Annotated in this window: 19 protein-coding genes, 3 tRNA genes and 3 pseudogenes; 15 read left to right on the forward strand and 10 right to left on the reverse strand. The window is 69.7% G+C overall.

Annotation, left to right across the window (positions count from 1 at the left end):
* Positions 1 to 116: 116 nt before the first annotated feature.
* The gene (locus ACFVYR_RS15835) at positions 117 to 740 is read right to left on the reverse strand and encodes a vancomycin high temperature exclusion protein (RefSeq protein WP_384255295.1); all 624 of its coding nucleotides are present in this window, start codon (positions 738 to 740) and stop codon (positions 117 to 119) included.
* Positions 741 to 1,118: 378 nt separating this feature from the next.
* Between ACFVYR_RS15835 and ACFVYR_RS15840 the strand changes: the two genes are divergently transcribed.
* From ACFVYR_RS15840 to ACFVYR_RS15860, 5 genes are all read left to right on the forward strand, one after another.
* Positions 1,119 to 2,054 (forward strand): sirohydrochlorin chelatase, encoded by a 936-nt coding sequence (locus tag ACFVYR_RS15840; protein ID WP_384255297.1) that lies wholly within the window; start codon positions 1,119 to 1,121, stop codon positions 2,052 to 2,054.
* A gap of 61 nt (positions 2,055 to 2,115) precedes the next feature.
* Positions 2,116 to 3,438 (forward strand): deoxyguanosinetriphosphate triphosphohydrolase, encoded by a 1,323-nt coding sequence (locus ACFVYR_RS15845; RefSeq protein WP_384255300.1) that lies wholly within the window; start codon positions 2,116 to 2,118, stop codon positions 3,436 to 3,438.
* A 176-nt stretch (positions 3,439 to 3,614) separates the two neighbouring features.
* Positions 3,615 to 4,877: an NAD(P)/FAD-dependent oxidoreductase gene (locus tag ACFVYR_RS15850; RefSeq protein WP_384255302.1), complete on the forward strand. Its 1,263-nt coding sequence runs from the start codon at positions 3,615 to 3,617 to the stop codon at positions 4,875 to 4,877.
* 43 nt (positions 4,878 to 4,920) lie between these two features.
* On the forward strand, positions 4,921 to 6,819 hold the full coding sequence (dnaG, locus tag ACFVYR_RS15855; protein ID WP_384255305.1) for a DNA primase: 1,899 nt from the start codon (positions 4,921 to 4,923) through the stop codon (positions 6,817 to 6,819).
* 175 nt (positions 6,820 to 6,994) lie between these two features.
* A complete protein-coding gene (locus ACFVYR_RS15860) occupies positions 6,995 to 8,326 on the forward strand; it encodes an RNA polymerase sigma factor (RefSeq protein WP_384255307.1) in 1,332 nt (443 codons plus the stop codon).
* Between the two features lie 201 nt (positions 8,327 to 8,527).
* On the opposite strand, the gene ACFVYR_RS15865 is transcribed toward ACFVYR_RS15860, so the two are convergent.
* The 4 genes from ACFVYR_RS15865 to ACFVYR_RS15880 form a co-directional block, all read right to left on the reverse strand.
* A complete protein-coding gene (locus ACFVYR_RS15865; protein WP_384255309.1) occupies positions 8,528 to 10,438 on the reverse strand; it encodes an ABC transporter ATP-binding protein in 1,911 nt (636 codons plus the stop codon).
* A gap of 11 nt (positions 10,439 to 10,449) precedes the next feature.
* Positions 10,450 to 12,183: an ABC transporter ATP-binding protein gene (locus ACFVYR_RS15870; protein WP_384255311.1), complete on the reverse strand. Its 1,734-nt coding sequence runs from the start codon at positions 12,181 to 12,183 to the stop codon at positions 10,450 to 10,452.
* Between the two features lie 200 nt (positions 12,184 to 12,383).
* Entirely contained in the window at positions 12,384 to 13,811 is a 1,428-nt protein-coding gene (locus ACFVYR_RS15875; RefSeq protein WP_384255314.1) for an FGGY family carbohydrate kinase, read from the reverse strand.
* A 110-nt stretch (positions 13,812 to 13,921) separates the two neighbouring features.
* Entirely contained in the window at positions 13,922 to 14,227 is a 306-nt protein-coding gene (locus ACFVYR_RS15880; protein WP_384255316.1) for a YtxH domain-containing protein, read from the reverse strand.
* A gap of 204 nt (positions 14,228 to 14,431) precedes the next feature.
* Between ACFVYR_RS15880 and ACFVYR_RS15885 the strand changes: the two genes are divergently transcribed.
* The 5 genes from ACFVYR_RS15885 (at position 14,432) to ACFVYR_RS15905 (ending at position 15,795) form a co-directional block, all read left to right on the forward strand.
* A tRNA-Asn gene (locus ACFVYR_RS15885) sits at positions 14,432 to 14,504 on the forward strand.
* Positions 14,505 to 14,509: 5 nt separating this feature from the next.
* Positions 14,510 to 14,582: transfer RNA gene (locus ACFVYR_RS15890), tRNA-Asn, on the forward strand.
* A 175-nt stretch (positions 14,583 to 14,757) separates the two neighbouring features.
* Positions 14,758 to 14,834: transfer RNA gene (locus tag ACFVYR_RS15895), tRNA-Ile, on the forward strand.
* A 323-nt stretch (positions 14,835 to 15,157) separates the two neighbouring features.
* Positions 15,158 to 15,391 carry a type II toxin-antitoxin system VapB family antitoxin gene (locus ACFVYR_RS15900; RefSeq protein ID WP_073724608.1) on the forward strand — a complete coding sequence of 78 codons (234 nt, stop codon included), beginning with the start codon at positions 15,158 to 15,160 and terminating at the stop codon, positions 15,389 to 15,391.
* A complete protein-coding gene (locus ACFVYR_RS15905) occupies positions 15,388 to 15,795 on the forward strand; it encodes a PIN domain nuclease (protein WP_384255318.1) in 408 nt (135 codons plus the stop codon). The genes ACFVYR_RS15900 and ACFVYR_RS15905 overlap by 4 nt, the downstream gene beginning before the upstream one ends.
* A gap of 315 nt (positions 15,796 to 16,110) precedes the next feature.
* Here ACFVYR_RS15905 and ACFVYR_RS15910 read toward each other — a convergent pair.
* A pseudogene (locus ACFVYR_RS15910) lies at positions 16,111 to 16,465 on the reverse strand (IS481 family transposase); the annotation flags it as partial.
* Positions 16,466 to 16,768: 303 nt separating this feature from the next.
* Between ACFVYR_RS15910 and ACFVYR_RS15915 the strand changes: the two are divergent.
* From ACFVYR_RS15915 to ACFVYR_RS15930, 4 genes and pseudogenes are all read left to right on the forward strand, one after another.
* A complete protein-coding gene (locus ACFVYR_RS15915) occupies positions 16,769 to 17,359 on the forward strand; it encodes a hypothetical protein (RefSeq protein WP_384255320.1) in 591 nt (196 codons plus the stop codon).
* Positions 17,360 to 17,392: 33 nt separating this feature from the next.
* Complete coding sequence (locus ACFVYR_RS15920; RefSeq protein WP_384255322.1) at positions 17,393 to 17,797, forward strand: hypothetical protein; 405 nt, start codon at positions 17,393 to 17,395, stop codon at positions 17,795 to 17,797.
* A gap of 259 nt (positions 17,798 to 18,056) precedes the next feature.
* Positions 18,057 to 18,220: pseudogene (locus ACFVYR_RS15925) on the forward strand (ABC transporter permease); the annotation flags it as partial.
* Positions 18,221 to 18,723: 503 nt separating this feature from the next.
* Entirely contained in the window at positions 18,724 to 19,203 is a 480-nt protein-coding gene (locus ACFVYR_RS15930) for a hypothetical protein (protein WP_384255394.1), read from the forward strand.
* A gap of 291 nt (positions 19,204 to 19,494) precedes the next feature.
* Here ACFVYR_RS15930 and ACFVYR_RS15935 read toward each other — a convergent pair whose 3' ends face one another.
* The 4 genes and pseudogenes from ACFVYR_RS15935 to ACFVYR_RS15950 all read right to left on the reverse strand — a co-directional run bounded on the left by ACFVYR_RS15935 (position 19,495) and on the right by ACFVYR_RS15950 (position 23,195).
* On the reverse strand, positions 19,495 to 19,938 hold the full coding sequence (locus ACFVYR_RS15935) for an integrase core domain-containing protein (protein WP_384255324.1): 444 nt from the start codon (positions 19,936 to 19,938) through the stop codon (positions 19,495 to 19,497).
* Positions 19,939 to 19,988: 50 nt separating this feature from the next.
* Positions 19,989 to 20,819 (reverse strand): annotated as a pseudogene (locus ACFVYR_RS15940) (sensor histidine kinase); the annotation flags it as partial.
* 559 nt (positions 20,820 to 21,378) lie between these two features.
* On the reverse strand, positions 21,379 to 21,855 hold the full coding sequence (locus ACFVYR_RS15945; protein WP_384255326.1) for a hypothetical protein: 477 nt from the start codon (positions 21,853 to 21,855) through the stop codon (positions 21,379 to 21,381).
* Positions 21,856 to 21,944: 89 nt separating this feature from the next.
* Positions 21,945 to 23,195, reverse strand: a complete 1,251-nt coding sequence (locus ACFVYR_RS15950) for a helix-turn-helix transcriptional regulator (RefSeq protein ID WP_384255328.1) — start codon at positions 23,193 to 23,195, stop codon at positions 21,945 to 21,947.
* 383 nt (positions 23,196 to 23,578) lie between these two features.
* On the opposite strand from ACFVYR_RS15950, the gene ACFVYR_RS15955 reads away from it, so the two are divergent.
* Complete coding sequence (locus ACFVYR_RS15955; protein ID WP_384255330.1) at positions 23,579 to 23,977, forward strand: molybdopterin-binding protein; 399 nt, start codon at positions 23,579 to 23,581, stop codon at positions 23,975 to 23,977.
* The last annotated feature ends 111 nt before the right edge of the window (positions 23,978 to 24,088 follow it).

Here is a 24,088-nt window from a genome sequence, read left to right on the forward strand (position 1 = left end):
TGGCGCGGTGCGGGCGCGTTACGCGCACGGTAAGCGGACCTCAGTGGCTCCCTTCTCGCGTTGTGAGGTGCCTCCGGCGTGGTCTCCGGCGTGGCCTGTGGGGAGCCCCCGTTCGCTCAGCGGGGAGCGGCAAGTGCTCGTTGTACGCCCGGTTCCCGTGGGCCCAAGAAGTGGGGGTCGGGGTGGAACGTCGCGTCGAGGGCGGCCTTGGTCGCTGCGAGGACCTCGCGGGCGCCGCCGTAGTACCAGGTCGCGTCGTGCACGGCGTCCGCTGCGACTCCGTACGACGAGACGCCCGCCGCGTCGCAGAGTGCGACCGCCCTGCGTATGTGGAAGCCCTGACTGATCAGTACCGCCCGGTCCACGCCGAATATCTTCTTGGCGCGGACGCAGGAGTCCCATGTGTCGAACCCGGCGTAGTCGCTCACGATCCGCCGCTCCGGCACACCGTGCTTCTTCAGGTACGTGCGCATCGCGTCCGGCTCGTCGTAGTCCTCGCGGCTGTTGTCCCCGGTGACGAGGACGACCTCTATCCGGCCCTTGCGGTACAACTCGGCGGCCGCGTCCAGCCGGTGCGCCAGGTACGGCGACGGCTCGCCCTTCCACAGGCCGGCGCCGAAGACCATGGCGACCCGGGTGCGCGGCGCGCCCGCGACCGTGCCCACCTTGTCGTCCGTCGTCACGAACAGCCACGTCGCGGGCAGCAGTGCCAGCACGCACAGCGCCATCGCCGCCTGCACGGTCCGTCGCTGTTCCTTCCGCGTGCGCGGCAACCGCAGCCAGGACGGTCTCCGCACCGCGGACAACCCCGCACGCGGAGTCGGCAGCCGCAGCCGCAACCGCCGCGCCCACCCCGAACGTTCCCCACGTCGTGCCACCTGTGAACCGCCCCCGAACCCCGTACCCGCCGGATCCCCCCGATCCGATCACTGCCACAACCGTAAGCGGAACCGCCGGCAACATCAGCGACCCGTGCCCCCGAAACACCCCGGAGAACAACCCCCGACCCCGACTCGGGGAGAGCCCTGACACCACCCCGCCCCCCGCCGTGAGCGCCGGGAAAACAGCCGTCACCGCCGCGCAACGCCACGGCAACACGGCCCGGTCATCCTCGGTCCATGACGCCGTCGCACCCTCTTCGCCAAGAGTCCGGCAGCACTCACCTCGACAGTACGGCGCAGCTCATGGACCGCATCACCAGCCAGCTCGGCACCCAGCTCACCCTCGTCTCACCCGACGGCCGACGCCGCCCCGCCCCCACCTCTCGCCCCGACCCCCACCCCACCCTCGTCCTGGTCGCCCACGGCAGCCGCGACCCGCGCGCCCTCGCCACCGTCACGGCCCTCGCCGAGCGGGTCCGCGAGCAACGGCCCGGCCTCGCCGTCCGTCTCGGCCACATCGAGCTGAACGAGCCGCTGCTCACCGGCACCCTCGCCGAACTCGAACTCGACCGGCTCGCCGTGCCCGAGGACCGCACCGCCGTCCTCGTACCGCTGCTCCTCGGCCGCGGCCAGCACGTCAAGCGCGACATACCCGCGGCCGCCGCCGGCGTCCCCGGCCTCGACATCCGCGTCGCCGCCCCGCTCGGCCCGCACCCGTTGCTCGCCGAGGCGCTGCACGCCCGGCTCGTCGAGGCGGGCTGGCCCGCGCGGCACACACGCACGGGCGCGCGCCGACGGCACGCGGTCGTCCTCGCCGCCGCGGGCTCCCGCGACCCCGAGTCGGCCGCCGACACCGAGACCGCCGCCGCGCTGCTCGCCGAACGCCTGGGCGTCCCCGTCGTCCCCGCCTACGCCGCGCCCACCGCGGCCTGCCCCCGCACCGTGCCGCAGGCGCTCGAATCCCTGGCGGCGCAGGGGCGGACGCGCACCGCCGTCGCCGCCTACTTCACCGCGCCGGGCCGCTTCGCCGGCCAGAGCGTGGCCGCCGCCCCCTGGCTCGCCGCGGCGCCCCTCGGCCCCCACCCGGCGCTCGCCCGGCTCGTCCTGCACCGCTACGACCAGGCACGCACCGCCCCGGCACCGGCCCGGCGGCGCCGCCTCAGCAGCGTCTGAAGCAGGCCGAATCCGCGGGGCCAGATCCCTGTTTGTCACTGCTTGCGTCTACTGTCGGTGCATGGAAGGCACAGCACCGAACGCGCGACCCGAGGACCGCACCGCCTACAGCGCCTACGACGAGGCGGCCGCCGAGCGGTGGGCCGCCGAGCCCGACAAGAGGCCGGGGCGCACGGCTTTCCAGCGCGACCGCGCGCGCGTCGTGCACTCCGCGGCGCTGCGCCGCCTCGCGGGCAAGACCCAGGTCGTCACTCCCGGCACCCGCAGCCAGGCCTGGGACGCCAGCGCCCGCACCCGTCTGACGCACTCCCTGGAGTGCGCCCAGGTCGGCCGCGAGCTGGGCGCCGCCCTGGGCTGCGACCCCGACCTGGTGGAGACGGCCTGCCTCTCCCACGACCTGGGCCACCCGCCGTTCGGGCACAACGGCGAACAGGCGCTGAACGAAGTGGCGGCCGACTGCGGCGGCTTCGAGGGCAACGCCCAGTCGCTCCGCCTCCTCACCCGCATCGAGCCGAAGCGCTTCACCCGCTCCGCCGCCACCGGCGACCTCGTCAGCGTCGGCCTCAACCTCACCCGTGCCGCCCTGGACGCCGCCACCAAGTACCCGTGGCCGCGCGGCGCCCACCCCGCCGACCCGCACTCCGCCAAGTTCGGTGTCTATGAGGACGACCGGCCGGTCTTCGACTGGGTCCGTGAGGAGGCGCCGGGGCGGCGCACCTGCTTCGAGGCGCAGATCATGGACTGGTCCGACGACGTCGCGTACTCGGTGCACGACTTCGAGGACGGCCTGCACGCGGGACACATCGATCCGAACGCGCTGCACGCCGAGCCCGAGCGGCAGGACATCCACGCCGTGGCGATCGGCCGCTACGTAGCCGATGACACCGACCCCGAAGAGCTCGACCAGGCGCTGGACCGCCTACTGGAGCAGGAGTGGTGGCCGCACGGGTACGACGGATCGGCCGTCGCCCAGGCCCGGTTGAAGGACGCCACGAGCCAGCTCATCGGCCGCTTCTGTCTGGCCGCGGAGAGCGCCACCCGCGCGCGGTACGGCCCGGGGCCCCTCACGCGGTACGCGGCCGAGCTCGTCGTCCCCCGCGCGGCGCGGCACGAATGCGCGGTGCTCAAGGCCGTCGCCGACCGCTATGTGATGCAGCGCCCCGCCCAGGAGCGGCTCCGCGCGGACCAGCGCATCGTCGTCGCCGAGCTCGCCGAGGCGCTCACCGTCCGCGCCCCCGACGGGCTCGACCCGCAGTTCCGCGCCCTGTACGACGCGGCGGCCGACGACCGCGCCGCCCGGCGCGTCGTGATCGACCAGATCGCGTCGCTCACCGACGCGGCGGCCCGCGCCCTGCACACGCGAATGACGGCGAGACCCCAGTGAAACGACAGTAAATGACCATGAAGTGACCACAGGGTGTGACGGAATGTGGCCAGTTGGAGCCACGCCCCCTTCCCCCATCACGCTCCGTGCGGGACGCTCCCTGTGGCGGCAAGGCCGATCGGCAATTCTGTGTTCTTCCGGGGGACATCCCCGGTACCCCGGCGAGGAGGCATCAAGTGGTCGACGCGGATCAGACGTTCGTCATTGTCGGAGGAGGTCTGGCCGGCGCCAAGGCGGCCGAGACACTCCGTTCCGAAGGGTTCACCGGCCGGGTGATCCTCATCGGTGACGAACGTGACCACCCCTACGAGCGCCCGCCGCTGTCCAAGGGCTACCTGCTGGGCAAGGAGGAGCGCGACAGCGTCTTCGTCCACGAACCCGCGTGGTACGCGCAGGCCGACGTCGAACTGCACCTGGGGCAGACCGTCGTCGCCATCGACCGCGCCGCCAAGGCCGTGCGCCTGGGCGACGGCGCCGTCATCCGCTACGACAAGCTCCTGCTGGTCACCGGCGCCGAGCCGCGCCGTCTCGAGGTGCCGGGCACCGACCTCGCGGGCGTCCACCACCTGCGCCGCCTCGCGCACGCCGACCGGCTGCGCCACGTCCTCGCCTCCCTCGGCAGGGACAACGGGCACCTGGTGATCGCGGGCGCGGGCTGGATCGGCCTGGAGATCGCGGCGGCCGCCCGGGAGTACGGCGCGGAGGTCACCGTCGTCGAGCCGGAGCCGACGCCGCTGCACGCCGTCCTCGGCCCCGAGATCGGCCAGATGTTCGCCGACCTGCACGCCGAGCACGGCGTGCGCTTCCACTTCGGCGCGCGGCTCACCGAGATCACCGGCCAGGACGGCATGGTTCTCGCCGCCCGCACCGACGACGGCGAGGAGCACCCGGCGCACGACGTCCTCGCGGCGATCGGCGCGGCCCCCCGCACGGCGCTCGCCGAGTCGGCGGGCCTCGACCTGGTCGACCGCGCGGACGGCGGCGGCATCGCCGTCGACGCGTCCCTGCGCACCTCGGACCCCGACATCCACGCGGCGGGCGACGTGGCCGCCCTGCGCCACCCGCTGTTCGACACCAGCCTCCGCGTGGAGCACTGGGCCAACGCCCTCAACGGCGGACCCGCGGCGGCCCGCGCCATGCTCGGCCAGGACGTCCGTTACGACCGGGTGCCCTACTTCTTCTCGGACCAGTACGACGTGGGCCTCGAGTACTCGGGCTGGGCGCCCCCGGGGACGTACGACCAGGTGGTGGTCCGCGGTGACACGGCCAAGCGCGAGTTCATCGCCTTCTGGCTGTCCGACGGGCGGGTCCTCGCGGGGATGAACGTCAATGTGTGGGACGTCACTGAGCCGATCCAGCAGCTGATTCTGCGGGGTGTGCGTCCCGACCCGGACGCTCTCGCGGACCCGTCGGTCCCGCTGGCGTCGCTCCTCGCGTGACCGGCAGGGCGGGAGTGTCACAGGCGCCCCGTAGTATTCCTACGTGGCAGGCAGGATCAATGACGAAGACGTGAAGGCGGTTCGGGACGCGGTCCCGATCGACGCCGTGGTCTCCGACTACCTCCAGCTGCGCAACGCGGGGGGCGGAAACCTCAAGGGCCTGTGCCCCTTCCACGACGAGAAGTCCCCGTCCTTCCAGGTCAGCCCGAGCAAGGGTCTCTTCCACTGCTTCGGCTGCCAGGAAGGCGGCGACACGATCGCCTTCGTGATGAAGATCGACCACCTCACCTTCTCGGAGACGGTCGAGCGCCTCGCCGCCCAGGCGGGCATCACGCTGCGCTACGAAGAGGGCGGGTACAACCCCGCGCACCAGCGCGGTGAGCGCATCCGCCTCGTCGAGGCCCACAAGATCGCCGCGCAGTTCTACGTGGACCAGCTGGAGAGCCCCGAGGCCGAGATCGGCCGCAAGTTCCTCGCCGAGCGCGGCTTCGACCAGGCCGCGGCCGCGCACTTCGGCGTGGGCTACAGCCCCGCGGGCTGGGACCACCTCACCCGCTATCTGCGCGGCAAGGGCTTCACCGACAAGGAGCTGACCCTCTCCGGCATCTCCCAGGAGGGTCGCCGCGGTCCCATCGACCGCTTCCGCGGCCGCCTGATGTGGCCCATCCGCGACATCGGCGGCGAAGTGGTCGGCTTCGGTGCCCGCAAGCTCCGCGACGACGACAACGGCCCGAAGTACCTGAACACGCCGGAGACGGCGATCTACAAGAAGTCCCAGGTCCTGTACGGCATCGACCTCGCCAAGAAGGAGATCGCCAAGACCAGCCGCGCCGTCGTCGTCGAGGGGTACACGGATGTGATGGCCTGCCACCTCGCGGGCATCACCACCGCCATCGCGACCTGCGGCACGGCCTTCGGCAGCGACCACATCAAGATCCTCCGCCGCCTCCTGATGGACAACGGCTCGGCCCGGGTGATCTTCACCTTCGACGGTGACGCGGCGGGCCAGAAGGCCGCCCTGCGCGCCTTCGAGGACGACCAGAAGTTCGCGGCCGAGACCTACATCGCCATCGCCCCCGACGGCATGGACCCCTGCGACCTGCGCCTCGCCAAGGGCGACACGGCAGTCGCCGACCTGGTCGAACCCCGTACGCCGCTCTTCGAGTTCGCGCTCCGCCAGATCGTCTCGCGCTACGACCTGGAGACCCCCGCGGGCCGCGCCGCCGCCCTGGACGAGGCCGCCCCGGTGGTGGCCCGCATCAAGAACAGCGGCGCGCAGCACGAGGTCGCCGTCCAGCTCGCCGGCATGCTCGGCATCCTCGACACGCAGTTCGTCGTCAAGCGCGTCGCCCAGCTGGCCCGCTGGGCCCGCGACCGCGGCGGCCGGGGCCCGGCGCCGGCCGCCCAGCGCTCCTCGCAGACGTACGAGGCCGCCCCGCAGGGCTTCAGCGGCCCCGCACTCAACCTCCGCAGCCCCGCGCACCGCACCGAGCGCGAGCTGATCAAGCTCGCCCTGCAATACCCCCACCTGGTCTCCCCGGCCTTCGACGCGTACGGCCTCGACGAGTTCACCGCCCCGCCCTACGCGGCGGTGCGCCGCGCCATCGAGGAGGCGGGCGGCGCGGAGTACGGCGCGCAGGACCCCCAGGAGTACCTCGTCCGCGTCCGTGACGCCGCGCCGGACGACGCGGTCCGCTCGATGGTCACCGAGCTCGCCGTCGAGGCGATCCTGCGCAAGACCGTCGACGAGGTGTACGCGGGCATCCAGCTCGTGCAGGTCCGCCTGCGCGCCGTCGACCGCCGCATCCGCGACGTCCAGGGCAGCCTCGCCCGGCTCGGCGCGGGCGGCGACCCGCAGCATCTGAGCGCCGTGCAGAACGAGTTGTGGGTCCTTCAGCAGTACGGGCAGGCGCTGCGCGAACGGGGCGCGGACGCCCTCTGAGGGCAGCCCCGGAGGCAGTCCCCGACAGTCCCCGCAAACAGCCCCTGAGGTTCTCCGGGGTTCGACCCGGGCCCAGGGGTTACCCGGCGGGTAACCACGCGGTCACGGAACGGACTCAGAAAGTCACCGCACGCCCCTCGTGGCGGCCGTGTGTCGTGCCCCACACTGGGTTCCGGTGCCTGAGTCCTCGGAGCGCGGCCGACCCGCAGACAGTGGGTCCGACACCCCCGCGGTTCCACACATCGTGTCCGGGACGGACAGCGGCGAGGCCGTCGTCCCTCTCCCGTTGCCGCACGCCTCAGCTGCGATCACCCTGGAGGTCGCCCCCGTGCAGACCCAGACCCTCACCCAGACCGACACCGCCGTGCGCGCCGATGCGGAAGCGGAAGCGGACGCGGCCGTCCTGGAGTCGGTCCCGTCGCAGAGCCGGGCGAGCCATCACCCGGAGACACAGAGCGCACCGGAGACGCCGGACGTTCCCGAAGCGCACGTGGCGCAGGTGGCGCCGGACGAGCAGGACGCGCCCGAGGCCGCGGAGGCGCTGGAACCGGAGACCCTCGACCTTCCCGCCCCCCGCAGCCGCGCCGACGCCGGCGGCCCCTCGTCCGACCTGTTCCGCCAGTACCTCCGCGAGATCGGGCGGATCCCGCTGCTCACCGCGGCGGAGGAGGTGGAGCTGGCCCGCGCCGTCGAGGCAGGCCTCTTCGCCGAGGAGAAGCTGGGCAACGCCACCGACCTGGACTCCCAACTCGCCCTGGACCTCGACAAACTGGTCGTCATGGGCCGGATGGCCAAGCGCCGCCTCATCGAGGCCAACCTCCGCCTGGTCGTCTCCGTCGCCAAGCGCTACGTCGGCCGCGGCCTCACCATGCTCGACCTGGTCCAGGAGGGGAACCTCGGGCTGATCCGGGCCGTTGAGAAGTTCGACTACGCCCGCGGCTACAAGTTCTCGACGTACGCGACCTGGTGGATCCGCCAGGCCATGTCCCGCGCCCTCGCGGACCAGGCCCGCACGATCCGCGTGCCCGTGCACGTCGTGGAGCTCATCAACCGTGTCGTACGCGTCCAGCGCCGCATGCTCCAGGAGCGCGGGTACGAACCCACGCCCGAGGAGGTCGCCGCCCAGCTGGACCTCCTGCCCGAGCGCGTCAGCGAGGTGCTGCGCCTGGCGCAGGAGCCCGTCTCGCTGCACGCCCCGGTCGGCGAGGAGGACGACGTCGCGCTCGGCGACCTCATCGAGGACGGCGACGCGACGAGTCCCGTGGAATCAGCGGCGTTCCTGCTGCTCCGCGAGCACCTGGAGGCCGTGCTCTCCACGCTCGGCGAGCGCGAGCGCAAGGTCGTCCAGCTGCGCTACGGCCTCGCCGACGGCAGGCCGCGCACCCTGGAGGAGATCGGCCGGATCTTCGGCGTGACCCGCGAACGCATCCGCCAGATCGAGTCCAAGACCCTCAACAAACTCCGTGACCACGCGTTCGCGGACCAGCTGCGGGGCTACCTGGACTGATCTGGGGGCCGGGCCCTAGGGTCTGTCTTTCGGATCAGGCCGGACTTGGGTGGCCTTGCCTTGGGTGGGGCTTGAGCGGGGTCTGGTGCGTGCAGCTGCAAGGCGGAGGAGGGCGGCAACGCGGAGCGTTGGCAACCGACGACAACGCCGCAGATGTGCGTGCCAGGCCCCGCGACCCCGGACAGATCCGAAAGACAGGCCCTAGTCGACCTCGGCCACTGCCTGGGCGAACTGAGCGGCGTACAAGCGCGCGTACGCCCCCTCGGCGGCCAGCAGCGTGTCATGGTCGCCCTGCTCCACGATGGAACCGTTCTCCATCACCAGAATCGTGTCCGCGTCCCGGATCGTGGAGAGCCGGTGCGCGATCACGAAGGACGTCCGCCCGTGCGCCAGGCGCGCCATCGCCTTCTGGATGAGCACCTCGGTCCGGGTGTCGACGGAGCTCGTCGCCTCGTCGAGCACCAGGATCACCGGGTCGGAGAGGAACGCCCGCGCGATGGTGATGAGCTGCTTCTCGCCCGCACTCACGCCCGTGCCCTCGTCGTCGATCACGGTGTCGTACCCGTCGGGGAGCGTACGCACGAAGCGGTCCGCGTGGGCGGCGCGCGCCGCCTCCTCGACCTCCTCGCGCGTGACGTCCTTCGACGCGCCGTACGCGATGTTCTCCGCGATGGTGCCGCCGAACAGCCAGGTGTCCTGGAGCACCATGCCGATGGCGGCCCGCAACTCGTCCCGCGACATCCCGGCGACGTCGACCCCGTCCAGGGTGATGCGCCCGCCGGTGACCTCGTAGAACCGCATCAACAGGTTGACCAGCGTCGTCTTGCCCGCGCCTGTCGGCCCGACGATGGCGACCGTGTGGCCCGGCTCCACCACGAGGGACAGGTCCTCGATGAGCGGCTTGTCCGCCTCGTAGCGGAAGGACACGTGCTCCATCTCAACCCGCCCGCGCAGCCGGTCGGGGCGCACGCCCGGCACCGGGTCGGCCTCCTGCTCCTCGGCGTCGAGGATCTCGAAGACCCGCTCGGCCGACGCGACGCCCGACTGCACGAGGTTCGCCATCGAGGCGACCTGTGTCAGGGGCATCGAGAACTGCCGCGAGTACTGGATGAAGGCCTGCACGTCACCGATGGAGAGCGATCCGGAGGCCACGCGCAGGCCGCCCACCACGGCGACCAGCACATAGTTCAGGTTCGATATGAAGAACATCAGCGGCTGCATGACACCGCTGTTGAACTGCGCCTTGAACCCCGCCTCGTACAGCTGCTCGTTCTGCTCGGCGAACGCCTTCGCCGACTCCTCCTGCCGGCCGAACACCTTCACCAGGGTGTGCCCGGTGTACATCTCCTCGACATGGGCGTTCAGCTTGCCGGTGGTCTTCCACTGCTGCACGAACTGCGGCTGCGACCGCTTGCCGACCTTCGTCGCGACGAAGAACGACAGCGGCACCGTGACCAGCGCGACCAGGGCGAGCAGCGGGGACACCCAGAACATCATCACCAGGACGCCGATGATCGTCAGCAGTGAGTTGATGAGCTGGCCCATCGTCTGCTGCAGCGTCTGGTTGATGTTGTCCAGGTCGTTCGTGGCGCGGCTCAGCACCTCGCCGCGCTGCCGCTTGTCGAAGTACGACAGCGGGAGCCGCGACAGCTTCGTCTGCACGTCGCCGCGCATCCGGAAGACGGTCCGGTTGATGGCGCGGTTCGAGAGCCGCGTCGCCACCGCCATCAGCAGCCCCGCGATCACGAACGTGCCGAGCGCGAGCAGCAGGACCTCGCCCACCGCGCCGAAGTCGATGCCCTCGCCGGGCGTGAAGTCGACGCCGGAGAGCATGTCGGCCATGCCGCCCTCGCCCTTGGCGCGCAGGCCGTCGAGGACCTGCTCCTTCGTCGACCCCTGCGGCATGTCACGCCCGACGATGCCCGCGAAGAGCAGGTCGGTCGCGCGGCCCAGGATCTTCGGGCCGAGCACGGAGAGCGCGACGCTCAGGACGGCGGCCACGAGCATCGCCCACATCGTGGCGCGCTCGGGCCTGAACTGCCCGAGCAGCCGCTTCCCGGAGTTCTTGAAGTCCATGGAGCGGGAGTCGGGACCCATCATCGGTCCACCCATGCCAGGGGGCATTACGCGGCCTCCGCTTCCGTCAGCTGGGAGAGCACGATCTCCCGGTAGGTCTCATTGCTCTCCATCAGCTCGTGATGGCGGCCCGTGCCCACGACCCGGCCCTCGTCGAGGACCACGATGCGGTCGGCGTCCCGGATGGTGGACACTCGCTGGGCGACGATGACGACGGTCGACTCGGCGGTCTCGCGGCCGAGCGCGGCCCGCAGCGCCGCGTCGGTGGCGTAGTCGAGCGCGGAGAACGAGTCGTCGAAGAGGTAGATCTCCGGGCGCTGCACGAGGGTGCGGGCGATGGAGAGGCGCTGGCGCTGGCCGCCGGAGACGTTCGTGCCGCCCTGCGAGATGGGCGCGTCCAGGCCCTCCTCCAGGCCCTCGACGAACTCCTTGGCCTGGGCGACCTCCAGCGCGTGCCAGAGCTCGTCGTCGGTGGCGTGAGGGTTGCCGTAGCGCAGGTTGGTCGCCACGGTGCCCGCGAACAGGTACGGCTTCTGCGGGACCAGGCTCACGGTCTTCGCGAGCAGGACGGGATCGACGGTCCCGACGTCCACGCCGCCGACCAGGACCTCGCCCTCGGTGGCGTCGATCAGTCGCGGTACGAGGCTGAGCAGCGTCGACTTGCCGCTGCCGGTCGACCCGATCACGGCGGTCGTCTCGCCGGGCCGGGCGACCAGGTGGACGGCCTTGAGGACGGGCTCCTCGGCGCCGGGATAGCGGAAGCCGGCGTCCCGGATCTCCAGGTGGCCGTGGCTGCGCAGCTCGCGCACCGGGGACGCCGGGGGCACCACGCTGCTCGCGGTGTCCAGGACCTCCTCGATGCGCTCGGCACAGACCTCCGCGCGCGGCACCATCATGAACATGAAGGTGGCCATCATCACGGACATCACGATCTGCATCAGATAGGCGAGGAACGCGGTGAGCGCGCCGATCTGCATGCCGCCGCTGTCGATGCGGTGCGCGCCGAACCAGACCACCGCGATCGAGGAGATGTTCACGACGGTCATGACGATCGGGAACATCAGCGCGAGCAGCTTGCCGGTGCCGAGCGAGACGTCGGTCAGATCGGCGTTGGCCTTGCGGAAGCGCTCCTTCTCGTAGTCGTCACGGACGAAGGCGCGGATGACGCGGTTGCCGGTGATCTGCTCGCGCAGCACCCGGTTCACCGTGTCGAGCCGCTCCTGCATCGTGCGGTACAGGGGCCGCAGCCGCCGCACGATGAGGCTCACGCTGAGGCCGAGCACGGGCACGACGGCCACCAGCACGCCGGAGAGCGGCACGTCCAGGCCGAGCGCCATCACGATGCCCCCGACACACATGATGGGAGCCGTCACCATCAGCGTGAAGGACATCAGGACCAGCATCTGCACCTGCTGGACGTCGTTGGTGGTCCGCGTGATCAGCGACGGGGCCCCGAACTGCCCCAACTCGCGCGCGGAGAACGACTGCACCCGGTCGAAGACGGCGGCCCGGACGTCACGGCCGACGGCGGCGGCGGTCCGCGCGCCGAAGAAGACGGCGCCGATGTTGCAGACCATCTGCACGACGGTGACGGCGATCATGATGCCGCCGAAGGTGAGGATGTAGCCCGTGTCGCCCTCGACGACACCGTTGTCGATGATGTCGGCGTTCAGGCTGGGCAGGTAGAGCGCGGCGCAGGTCTGCAGGAACTGCAGGAGCACCAGCAGGGCGATGGGTTTCTGGTACGGACGCAGGTACGTCCGCAGGAGTCTTATGAGCACGCTCGGTCTCTCGAGGAGTCGGGTGTCGGCACATTGGGGGCGAGGTCGCCCCCAATCCTGCGACACCCGACCCAGGGGCGTGCAACTGATTAACCCATGACCGGGTCAAATTTCAGCCCGAGTAAAGAACTGGGCCGACTCAAGGACCCTGAGGTACCCGTAGGGGCCCGGCCGGGTGGGGATACGCGACCGGGCCGGGCCTACGCGAACGCCCCCGGATGGGCCTGCTCCCGCACGGTCACGTACTGCTGCCGCACCGCCTGCCCCACCGCGAGCTCCTCGCCCGGCTCGAAGACCTGCGCCGTGGCCCCCTGCCAGAACGGCAGCTGCCCGGTGAGCGCCCAGGCGGCCTGCCGTGCCGCGCCGATCGCCGCGTAATCCGCGGGCTGCGGGACCACGACCTGCGTACCGAGCAGCATCGGCGCAGCGGCCTGTACGGCGGGCAGCTCGGCGGCGGCGCCCAGCAGGAACACCCGCCGGACCTCCACGCCCCGCCCCCGCAGTACGTCGAGCGCGTCCCCGAGCCCGCACAGCATGCCCTCGAAGGCGGCCCGCGCCAGGTGCTCGGGCTTCATCGACTCGCGCCGCAGCCCGGTCAGCGTGCCCGCCGCGTGCGGCAGGTTCGGCGTCTTCTCGCCCTCCAGGTACGGCAGGAGTACGAGCCCGTGCGAGCCAGGCGTCGACTTCATGGCGAGCGCGGACAGCTCCTGGAGGTCCGCGACCCCGAGCATCTCGGCCGTGCCGCGCAACACCCGCACGGCGTTCATCGTGTGGACCACCGGCAGGTGCATGCCGGTGGCGTCCGCGAGCGAGGTGATGATCCCGCGGGCGTCGGTCAGCGCCTCGTGGTGCACGGCCATCACGGAACCGGAGGCTCCGAGCGACACGACCGCGTCGCCCTGCTGGACGCCGAGCCCGAAGGCCGCCGCCATCGTCTCGCCCGTACCGGCCGATATCAGCAGCCCCTCCGGTGTCGTGCCAGCGGCCTCCGCGGGGCCGATCACCTCGGGCAGCATCGCCTGGTGGCCCAGGGCGAGTTCGACGAGGTCCGGGCGGTACGCCCCGCCGGCCGCCGACCAGTAGCCGGTGCCCGAGGCGCCGCCGCGGTCGGTCGTACGCCGGGCGGGCCGCCCGAGCAGCTGCCAGACCAGCCAGTCCGGGGCCTGCATGAGGGCGGCGACGCGCCTCGCGGCCTCCGGCTCCGTCTTCGCCAGCCAGCGCAGCTTCGTCACCGGCTGCCCGGCCTGCGGTACGCATCCCACGGCCTGGGCCCAGGCCTCCCGGCCGCCGAGGCCGTCGATCAGGTCGACGGCGGCCACCTGCGCCCGCCGGTCGTTGCCGACGAGCGCGGGCCGCACGGTGTTGCCGTGCTGGTCGAGCGGTACGAGTGCGTTCTGCTGGGCGGAGACACCGATGGCCTGCACGCCTTCGAGCAGTCCGCTGCCCGCCGCCTCGCCGAGGGAGAGCAGCCACGCCTGCGGATCGACGTCGGACGGCCGGGAGCCGCCCTCGCCGCTCTCCAGCGGATGCGGGGCGTAACCCTGCTTGAGTACGGCGCCCGTGTCCGCGTCACAGACCACGATGCGCGTGAATTCGGGCGAACTGTCCAACCCTGCGACTATCCCCATGCGGGAATTCTGCCGCACCGCGGGCACTACCCGTACCTGTGTTCGCTCTACGTGATCCGGCACGACCCGGCGCCGCCCCGCGTGCCCCTGGGGCGGCGCCGGGGTATGCCCTAGGTGTTGCTGGTGCCCCAGTCGTCCTCGGCGCCGCCCGGTCCGCGCTGCTCGCGCAGGGAGCGGACCCGCTCGGCCACCGAGTCGGGCACCTTGTCGCCGACCTTCTCGGACACCGTGTGGAAGGCCTTGCCCGCCACGTCCCGCCCCTGCTGCGTCGCGGACTCGACGGTGTTGCGCACGGCCGGGTTCTGCGAGATCTCACGGGCGGACTTCTTCAACTGCTCGTAGCGCTCGCGTCCGGCCCGGGTCCCGAGTACGTACCCGAGGGCCAGTCCCGCCACGAATGTGAGCCGGTACCGCATGGCTGCCACCCTTCCCTAACGTCTTCCCTGGCGTCGGCTTCGCACGTCTGTCGCACGTCTGTCGCTCGTCCGTCACTCGCCTGCTGATCGGCCGAGGGGTACCGATTGGCGGAGCACCCCCCTGCTTGCGCTAATGTATGTGTCGCAGCGAGCGCCCGCCGCCCGGAGAGTTCCCAGGTAGCTGAGTTCGATGCAACGAGACGATCCCCTGTAGCTCAATTGGCAGAGCAGCCGGCTGTTAACCGGCAGGTTACTGGTTCGAGTCCAGTCGGGGGAGCTCGGTCTCCTGTAGCTCAATTGGCAGAGCAGCCGGCTGTTAACCGGCAGGTTACTGGTTCGAGTCCAGTCGGGAGAGCTGTACGGAAGGGCCCCTGAGATCTGTCTCAGGGGTCTTTTTCGCGCCTGGTGGAACCATGCGGGCGGCCCCGCGGTCCTCATGGTCGAGCTATGCCGACCATCCGAAGCAGGAGATCGTATGAGCGGCTATGCTGCGGCAGACGGCGCGCACAAATGTGCGCGACGCGCCGTTAGGGGCGGTAGCTCAGCCGGTTAGAGCAGCGGACTCATAATCCGTCGGCCGTGGGTTCGAGTCCCACCCGCCCCACCACAGCGCCATGGCGCAGGAACGATTCCACCTGCGTCAACGGCGCAAACCTCCGGGTGTGCACCTTCTGGGTGGCTGTCCGAGTGATCGCTGGTCGTCCCTCGAGGATGGCGTGGCGTCGTCGCAGGCGTGAGGGTCTGCCGGGCCCCGCGAAAGAGCTGCCGCAGACGGGTCCGCACGGAACGAGGGCGGGGCCTGTGGTCTCGGTGGGCCTTTCCGGATCGGTCACGTTCCCCCTCCACTCGTTGGCCGACGCCTCCGCCCAGGAATGTTGGTGACGTATCGTGGTTATGTACATCATGGACTCTCGGTGAGGGGTGGCTGGTATGTCTGTTACCCAGGTCGATCTCGATGACGAGGCGCTGGCCGAGGCGATGCGGCTCATGGGTGTCTCGACGAAGAAGGAGACGGTCAACGGGGCTCTGCGGGACTACGTGGCGCGCATCAAGCGACTTGAGGCTGCCGAGAAGCTGGCCGCGCGGGGTGAGCGGGGCGAGTTCGAGGCTGCGGCTGCGGCGCATGCGGCCGCGAAGCGCGCCCGGCGGGCAGCCTTCGAGTGATCACCTACCTCCTCGACACCTCCGCCCTGTGGCATCTCTTCCGTACGCCGGGGGCGTTGCTGCCCTGGGAAGGGCATATCGCCGCGGGCGTGTTCCATATCTGCGAGCCCACGAGGGCAGAGTTCCTCTACTCGGCCACCAGCCCGGCCCACCGCGACGAGTTGGCCGAAGAGGTGGATGCTCTCTGCCATCTCTCGCCGGTTCCCAAGAACGCGTGGCGCTGGGTCGATACCGCGCAGTACAAGCTCACCCAGCAAGGGCAGCACCGCGCCGCCGGCGCCATCGATCTCCTCGTGTGTGCGACCGCGGTTCATCACGGCCACACCGTGCTCCACGTCGACAACGACTTCGCCACGGTGGCGACGGTCCTCAAGGAAGTGCAGCAGCGGGACGTACGCGCCTGACTGCCGACGAGCGCATTCGGCGCCCTCCCCGCACCCGCGGAGATGGTCCCGACCAAGGGACAGCGAAGCAGGGCGGCGACGGCCCGTAGCGAGCTCACTCGCTACGTAACGTGACCGCGTCGACGGGGATGCGCTTGTGTGCCGTAGGTCGCGAAGCCTCGTCGCCATCCCTGCATACGCGGGGACCACAGGGAGCGACCTGCACGTTCATGGGCTGGGGGAGCCAACTTTGCTGACTAGCACGTGAACCGTCATTTAGGGCACCTGTCTTCAAACTCTACGGCCCAAGAGGGGAACTCTTGATTACTGCGGTGCCTAGATGTATTGACCCGCGGGGTTGTTGACGCGGCTGATCGGTGGCTGGCCTCCGAGTGCGGTGTGGCTGCGGTGGTGGTTGTAGGCGTGCAGGAAGTCTGCCAGGGCTGCGGTGCATTCGGCGCGGGTGAGTTTGCCGGCCGCGTCGAGGTCGGCCAGGGCCTGCCGCCAGGCGAAGCTTTTGCGGTAGGGCCAGGCGTGGTCGGTCAGGGCGCGGTCGATGTGGGTGATGCCGTGCCCGGCGAAGAATGCCGCGGCCCGCGCAGGTGGCCGCCTTCTCGTCGTCGTGGATCTCGCTGTAGGCCAGGCGGCTGTGATCGTCGACGGCGGAGTGGACGTAGTCGAAGCCCATGCTCGCGCGGGTGGCGCGGCTGGCCTGTGGTGTAGCCATCAGGCAACCGCGGTCAGAAGCCAACCTGATGCGGGCCTCGCCGCGTACGCGTACACAACCAGGTCTCTGTCCGGAGAACACGGCGCCCCGCGAACTGCGGGGCAAACGTCGCCCTCGGCTTTCAGCGAGTGAAGGGGGGTACGGGAGCTTAACGATCTTTTGATGCCGACCAGGGGAACGCGTGCTCGGCAGGCCCCGTCTGTCTCCGTGACCGGTAGGAGCTCGCCGCGGATGTTGCGGTGAGCGTGACTGAACGGGGAGCTGTCAATGCCTCAGAAGAGGCAGCACTCGCTGCTGATCTGTTCCGTGCTCGGAGTCTCTCTTCTTGCGGGAGGTGCTGTTCCGGCGCACGCGGCTGAGTCGCATAGCGAGGCGGATACGGGGGAGTTGATCAGCATTGCGGAGGGGGAAGCTCCGGCTGTCACGTACGCGCGCGTACAACAGCGTGCCGAGGAGATACATGCCCGCACCGCGGCGGACAAGAAGTGCACCGGGGTGTGGAAGCACGGCGTCGCCAACGTCGACTGGGACAGGACGCGTGCAGGTACTGTCCGCTGGAACTTCAAACTGACGGCGCGGTCGCGTGCCAAGCTCGGCCCAGCCGTAACGGTGTCCATGCCCAACGCCTGGGTGAACAACCACGCCATCAACGCACCGTATGGCCCTCATCCCCGGGCGAGCACGTACAACTTCCACGGCAGCATGAAGAAGTACAACCGCAAGGGGAGCAGTACGAAGCACACCATCCGCACCAAGAACAAGATCACTTTCTACTGGCTCGTCACGAGCCACAGCAACCCGCGAGCGGGTGCAACGCGTTACATCACCTGTCAGGTGCCGCCCAAGGGGTCGGGATGAGCCTGAGGCGCCGGTGCACCGTAGGGAGCAGGCATGGGCAGAGGTAGGCGCAAGAACGGGGGCGGTGCAGGCAGGACGTTCGCTGTCCTGGGCGGCCGTCACGAACTGGAGGTACGGAGCCTCACGTGGACGTCTGAGCAGATCGAACTCTCCTACCGCATCACGCCTGCGCTTCCCGAGAGGTGGGCGGACGAGCCCGATGGTTCGATGACGGAGGCCGGGCCGCCGATCTTCCTGTCGTTGGAAGCCAAGGACGATCTCGGGAGGGAATACACGGACGGCGGCGGTGCCTTTGGTACCGACCCAGAAGGCCGGTTCACCGAAGGCTCGATCTCGCTGCAGCCAGGGCCAGCACCCGGAGCCGGATCACTTTCCTTGGCTCTCTCGCTGACGTGCGGAGAGCAGCAAAGCACTCATCGGATCGACATGCCGTTGTGAGGCGGGTGGGACGACCCCTGGAAGGCCGACCCTCAGGGGTTGGCCTTCCGGACGCTCGCGGTGCGCTGTGGCGCACGCCTCCAGGCGTGCGCCACAACGCCGTCTCGTTCGCCCTCGCGTACGGTGCTGAGCGCCACGGTCAGGATCTCGTTTAACGCGGGCGGGAGGGAGCTGCCCGGGGCGATCGAGGCCGGTGTGCACCGCTTCGCCGCCGCCAGGCCTTCTTCACGCCAGGACTTCGGCCCGTTCCTGCACCAGGGGCTTGCGGGCCGGGGACGCCGAGGCAGCCGCTGACAGTGCCCAGCCGCTGATCCTCCTGCCGTTCATCTCAAGCGCCTGCCCGGCTGGTTCCCGCCGGGCATCGATTATCAGCCCTTCACTCCCGCCATCGAGGCCCTGCGCGGTGGCCTGCGGGCAACGCAGGGGCGCCTGCGCCACCTCGCCGCCGGGCATCTGATCAGCAACGACCCCGCCGCCGGTCGACGAAGACCAGCTTGTACCAAGTACCCGCACCAAGGCGCGCTGCTGTGGGCGCGCCAATGCGCCTCGCTCTCTGTTCGCTCCATAGCGGTTCCATCTCAGCGACGAGTTGGGCGATCACGTCCCGCTGTCAGTCCCGTGATCTGCGGGCTGCCCACGAGCACCGCACGCGAAGCATTTCTCACCAGCCCGGAATCCCGCGACCGGTATCCCGCCGCCAAATGCGAGAGGTCGGATCCGGGTCCGGGAGCCTGCGCTACCATGCCGATTTGTGGATGGAGTGTCCGTTCTGTTCGGTAAGTGAGATTGATCCGTCTCTTTGGAACGGGTCCGTTAAGGAAGCAAGCTGTTCAGGCAAGATCATTGCGTGCGCGAAGTGCCCGGTGATAGCGTTCTTGGTGCTTTGACCAAGCGATTTCAGGAAGTTAGGGAACGGCTTCGTGAGCATGCGCAACAAAGGTATATCTGTCGTGATCGCCTGCGCCTTGACCGGGCTAGTGGGTAACGCGGCGTATGCGGCTTCAGCGCACGACCAGGGGAATGCGGTAGTCGCACAGTCAGCAGCGGATTACCAGGCCCTCGGCGCAGATGAGATCTGTGCCGTCCTGGGGATCGGCAGTGGTGCGGCAGGCCTTACCAAGGCACTGGCCAAGGGGGCATCGTGGGTAGGGATCGGCGCCAGCGTTGGGTGCTACGCGTACACGAAGGCGAAGCAAGTGACGCCTGCGCAGAAGCGAGCAGCCATGATCAGGTCGTACAAGAAGTACCAGGCGATGAGTGCCATCAAGAAGCTTGATGCCCTCGGCTATTACTGCCGGAAGGAAAGTGGCGGCGGTGGTGGTGGAACTGATGTCGCTCCGATGGCAGGGTGGCGGACCATCAAGATGAAGGGTGTGAAGTACTCGTGCACCGCCAGCAGGGACTGATGGGGCGCCGCCCGGGATATGGAGAGCGATTTTTGTTCTCCCTGGCGCTGGCAGTCGTGAGCTTGCTCTGGATCACACAGGATATGACTCAATGGGCGACTGTATTGTGTGGCGCCGGTGTAGTTGGCGGAGTAGTGGGAATGCTCTACTTTGGTCGGCGCCACATGCAATCACGCGGAAATTCGGAGTGAGGTTTTCTCGCTAGCAGAATTGGCGCACATAAGGACCGCCCGCACCGTCCGGTGGGGCGGTCTTTGCTTTTGGAAGCCCAGTCTGCGCCTGCCGAAAACCCTATCCGCGCGGTTCAAGCGGCATGTTGGTACTCGTGGGCAGAACTCCGCCGAGGCGGTCTCTTCGGCGTACGTCAAGGTGGGTGATGTGTGTGCGGGTGAGAGGCTCGGGGCCGGCGCGCTGGGGTGTTGCCCGGTCGATCGCTTGGTGGGGCCGGTGGAGGTTGTGGTGCGGTTCGAACTGGTGGAGCGCGTGGCGTAGATGGCGCTCGTTCCAGATGAGGGTGCGGTCCAGTAGTTCGTGGCGGCAGGTTTCCACCCGGCGTTCCATGATCGCGTTCATGTGCGGGATTCGTATGCCGGTGCGCACGATCTGGATTCCGGCGTTGCTCAGGATGTCGTCGAAGAGGGCGGGGTACTTCGCGTCCCGGTCCCGGATCAGGTACGCGTGGGTGGCTTTGGGGGTTTGCCAGGTCCGTGCCCACCCCACCGCGGCCTGGGTCACCCAGGCCGCGGTGGGGTGGGCAGTGGTGTCAGGCGCAGTTTTGCGGGCGCCTATGAGGTGGCCGGCGCCGGGAGGTCCGGGTGGGTCGGCGGACGGTTCGCCGCGGCGCGCAGGGTGAGGACCATGGTGAGGCCACCGCCCGGGGTGTCCTCGGCGCCCAGGGTTCCGCGCATCGCCTCGGTGAAGCCGCGGGCGACCGCGAGGCCGAGCCCGACTCCCGCGCCGCGCGGTGCGTCGCCGTAGCGCTGGAAGGGTTCGAAGATGCGCTCCTTGGCGTCGTCGGGGACGCCGGGGCCGCGGTCCACCACCCGCACCTCGACACGGTCGCCGAGTGCGCTCGCCGCAACGAGTACCGGTTCGCCATCGGGGCTGTACTTGACGGCATTCTCGACGATGTTGGCGACAGCGCGCTCCAGTAGGCCCTTGTCGGCGGAGACCATGGGGAGGGTTTCGGGGATGTCGAGTTCGACGGAGTCTTCGGGTACGCCGCCGAGGGCCATCGGGACCACCTCGTCGAGGTCGATCTCCCGGATCAGCGGGGTCACCGTGCCGGTCTGGAGCCGGGACATGTCCAGGAGGTTCCCGACCAGGTGGTCCAGGCGGTCGGCGCCGTCCTCGATGCCTTCGAGTAGTTCGGCCTGATCTTCCTCGGACCACTCGACGTCGTCCGACCTCAGTGACGTGACCGAGGCTTTGATGCCCGCGAGGGGCGTGCGCAGGTCGTGCGATACGGCGGCGAGGAGAGCGGTGCGGATGCGGTTGCCCTCGGCCAGGGTGCGGGCCTGGTCGGCCTGGGCCTGGAGGCGCTGGCGGTCCAGGATCACGGCGGCCTGGGCGGCGAAGGCGGCGAGCACCCGGCGGTCCTCGGCGGGCAGCACCCGGTGCCCAGGGTTGTCAGGAGGAGCGCGTCTGCGTGGCGGTCCGTCGGCGCTCTGCCTCCACCGCGCGCCGCAGCGCCGACGATCCGGGGCTCGGGCCCCCACGTCCGGGTCTCGTGGGTCTCGCCGTCCCGGACCGGGTAGTGGCACCGCCCGCACAGGGGCGGTCATGGAGCGGTCACGGCGTCTCCCGGGACGGGGAGGGCGACGGGTGTCGCTGCGGGTAGCCCGCGGGCCGTAGGCAGTTCTGGTGTCTGACGAAGGTCGCACCTCCGGCGGAGATCGACACCTTCACGCCGGTCACCACCGCTTGCCCGGCGAGGATCGGTTCGTCGCAGGTCCAGCAGAACCGCGTGCCCTCACCCATCGTGGGCCGCCGGTCGTACCTGGCCTTCAGCGTCGTCGGGGTGCCGGAGAACGGCCCGGGCGGCGCGGAGCGCGCGCCGGATCCTTCCGCCCTCCTCGCAGTCCGTCATGGCCTGGCAGGGGTCGCATCCGTCGAGGTGCGCCAGGAGACATTGGTACGCCTCCTGCTCTTGACGCTCCTCGGCTGTCCGTTCCGTCAGCACTGCTCTGCCCCCTCGCCGGCGCTACGTCCGATGCGGCTGAGGGCGTCCACGGCGAGGGGCTCGCACAGGTCGCCCTCGAAGCGGGGCACGACCACCCAGTGCGTGCCGGGCGGTTCGGTGCGGTCGAGCCTCGGCACGCCGAGGAAGGTGTCAGCCCCCAGCCATGGCGCGACGTCCTGATGCCGCCACGTTCCTTTACGGCGTCGCCTCGTGAGGGCGTAGTACGTGCCGCCCATGGTGCGGCCGTCATAGATCACGGGGCCGTCGAGCTGCTGCGCGAGCCGGGCCGCGACCACCTCCGGGTCGGTGGAGCGCACCGCAGCGCCCACAAGGTGCTCCGGGAGGCGGACCGCATCGAACCGGCGGCCACACGGGAGCAGCGCTACGCCGGTATCCGCCCACTCCCGGCGGGCCTGCGCAGGCTCCTGCAGGGAACGCGCCAGCCAGTTCGTGACCGCGGTGGTATCCATCGGCGGCTCCTGTCATCAGGTTGATCAGGTCTGATGACGACGGTAGAAGCGGCGCGGGAGTACCGATGACCGGAATGCGGTCACCTCAATCAGGCGGACAACAGGCCCACATCCACCGCCAACTTGGCGGCACGGCGGCGGCGCTGCGCCTGCTTCGACTCGGTCTCCTCGAGGATGATCCGACGTGCATACCCGTTGTAGGCGATCGTCTCGGGCGCGGACCGGTGGGCCTTCTCCAACGTGGCGATCGCGACGTCGGGCTGTCCGTCGAGGTGGAACCCGCGCGCCTCCTCGATGCGGTGTCGTGCGCGCCGAGGCCGGGATTTGATGACTGCCTCGTCGGCCTTCGCCGCCTGTCGGACGGACTCGCCACCCTGGTGCAGCTCGACGGCGACGGTGACGGCGTGGGCGCCCATGATGGCGCGCGAGAAGGACGTCACTGAGTGGTAGTAGTCCTGGGGGAGTTTCCTGGCCGTCCTGTCCGCTTCGTCCCAGTGCCGCCATGCGGCACCGGTCTCTCTTCTCCGAGCCGCTGTGTACCCGAGCTCGAACTGGAGGGCTCCGGCAATGGCCAGGACATCGTCCGAGGCGTCCGGCAGCAGCGGTTCGAGGAACCGAACCGCCTCGAGGTTGACTGCGTCGGCCTCATCGAAGTGTCGGTGCCCGCTGTCCCGGTGGGCTTGCGCCATGAGCCAGGCCGCGACGCCGATCGTGTGCGGATCCTCGGACTCCTGGGCTGCGATCATGCCGCGCTCGGCGACGCGCCACAGCAGGGAGCTGTCTGGCTGGTAGGCGATGAAGAACTGGCTGAGGCTATACGCCTGGGCGAGGAGCCCCTGTGCAGTACGGCGGTCGCTGCCGGTGTCGGCGTGCCGCACGAGCGACTGCGCGTCTCGAATCAAGTGGGGCAACAGCCTGCCGATGACTTCGCGGTGGTTCGGCGCCCGGTGGCGTGCCTTCCACGCGGCGTGCAGCCGGGCCTGCAGATGCTCCACTGGCGGGGGTTCGGCGCTGGAGACGAGGGCGAAGCTGTCGATCGCGGTCTTCACCGCGCCAAGGCGCGGGTGTCCGGGGCCGATGAAGAGGTCAACATGCATGTCGGGGAGGCCTGTCAGGTCGGAGAGGTCTCGGACCCGGAGGGCCTCGGCGATACGCATCACCATGTCGAGCCCTGGCGCGTTCTGCTGCCCGTTCTCGATTTTCCGCAGAGTGTGCGGGGAGACGCCGATGAGATCAGCGAGCTGGCTGCGCGTCATGCCGCGCCGCTCGCGGAGGATCTGTGTTCGTTGGCCGAAGCGCAGCGGGTCGGCGTAAGGGCCCGGGGTCGCATCAGATGGCACGGTCTCGCCCCAATCTCTGAGCAGGTCGCACTGTCAGGGTATGGGGCGGGACCATTTTCGTTGAGGGCTTTGGCCAGCAATCACCTGGCTGGCCGGGCATGACGAAGGCCCCTGGTATGCGCCGAAGGCGAGAAGGGGCTTCATCACACGTATGGGCGCCGCTGGTGGCTGACCTCGTTCAACGACACCGTCGCCCAGAAATCGCAGCCCACTCCGGCGTGACTCCGGGTGCGCATGATCGCGCGTGATCGCGCGTGAGTAGTCCCGCGGTGCTCTCCGGGGACGAGGCGGCGTTGGAGGTTCGTACGGGGTGGGTCGCATCTGCGCCGTAGATCTCCCTCAACTTTTACAAATGCGAGCTGATCGCGCCTATCTTGTCGCACATGCAGTCCTACACAATTGGGCAGGCCGCTCGTCTGCTCGGGGTCAGTCCCGATACCGCTCGCCGTTGGGCGGATGCCGGTCGCGTCGCCACGCACCGGGATGAAGGCGGGCGGCGGCTCATCGACGGGCGGGATCTCGCCGCGTTCTCCGTCGAGGTCGCGCAGAGCGGTGGTGCGGGGGAGGAGGACGTCTCGTACACCACCGCTCGTAACGCCTTTCCCGGCATCGTCACCGCCGTGAAGCTCGGTGATGTGGCCGCCCAGGTGGAGATTCAGGCGGGTCCGCACCGGCTGGTCTCGCTGCTGACCAGGGAGGCGGTGGAGGAGCTCGGCCTCGAGGTCGGGATGCAGGCCACCGCCCGGGTGAAGTCCACCAACGTGCACATCGATCGGGCCTGAGAGCCTGTGTCATATTCCCGGTCGGATCAGTGGGCGTCGTCTGGTGCGTGCGATCGCAAGGCGCCGGGAAGTCCTTGTAGCGGAGCTACTAGGGCTTTTCGGCAACGCGGC

Source organism: Streptomyces sp. NPDC058284 (assembly GCF_042881135.1).
Taxonomy (GTDB): domain Bacteria; phylum Actinomycetota; class Actinomycetes; order Streptomycetales; family Streptomycetaceae; genus Streptomyces.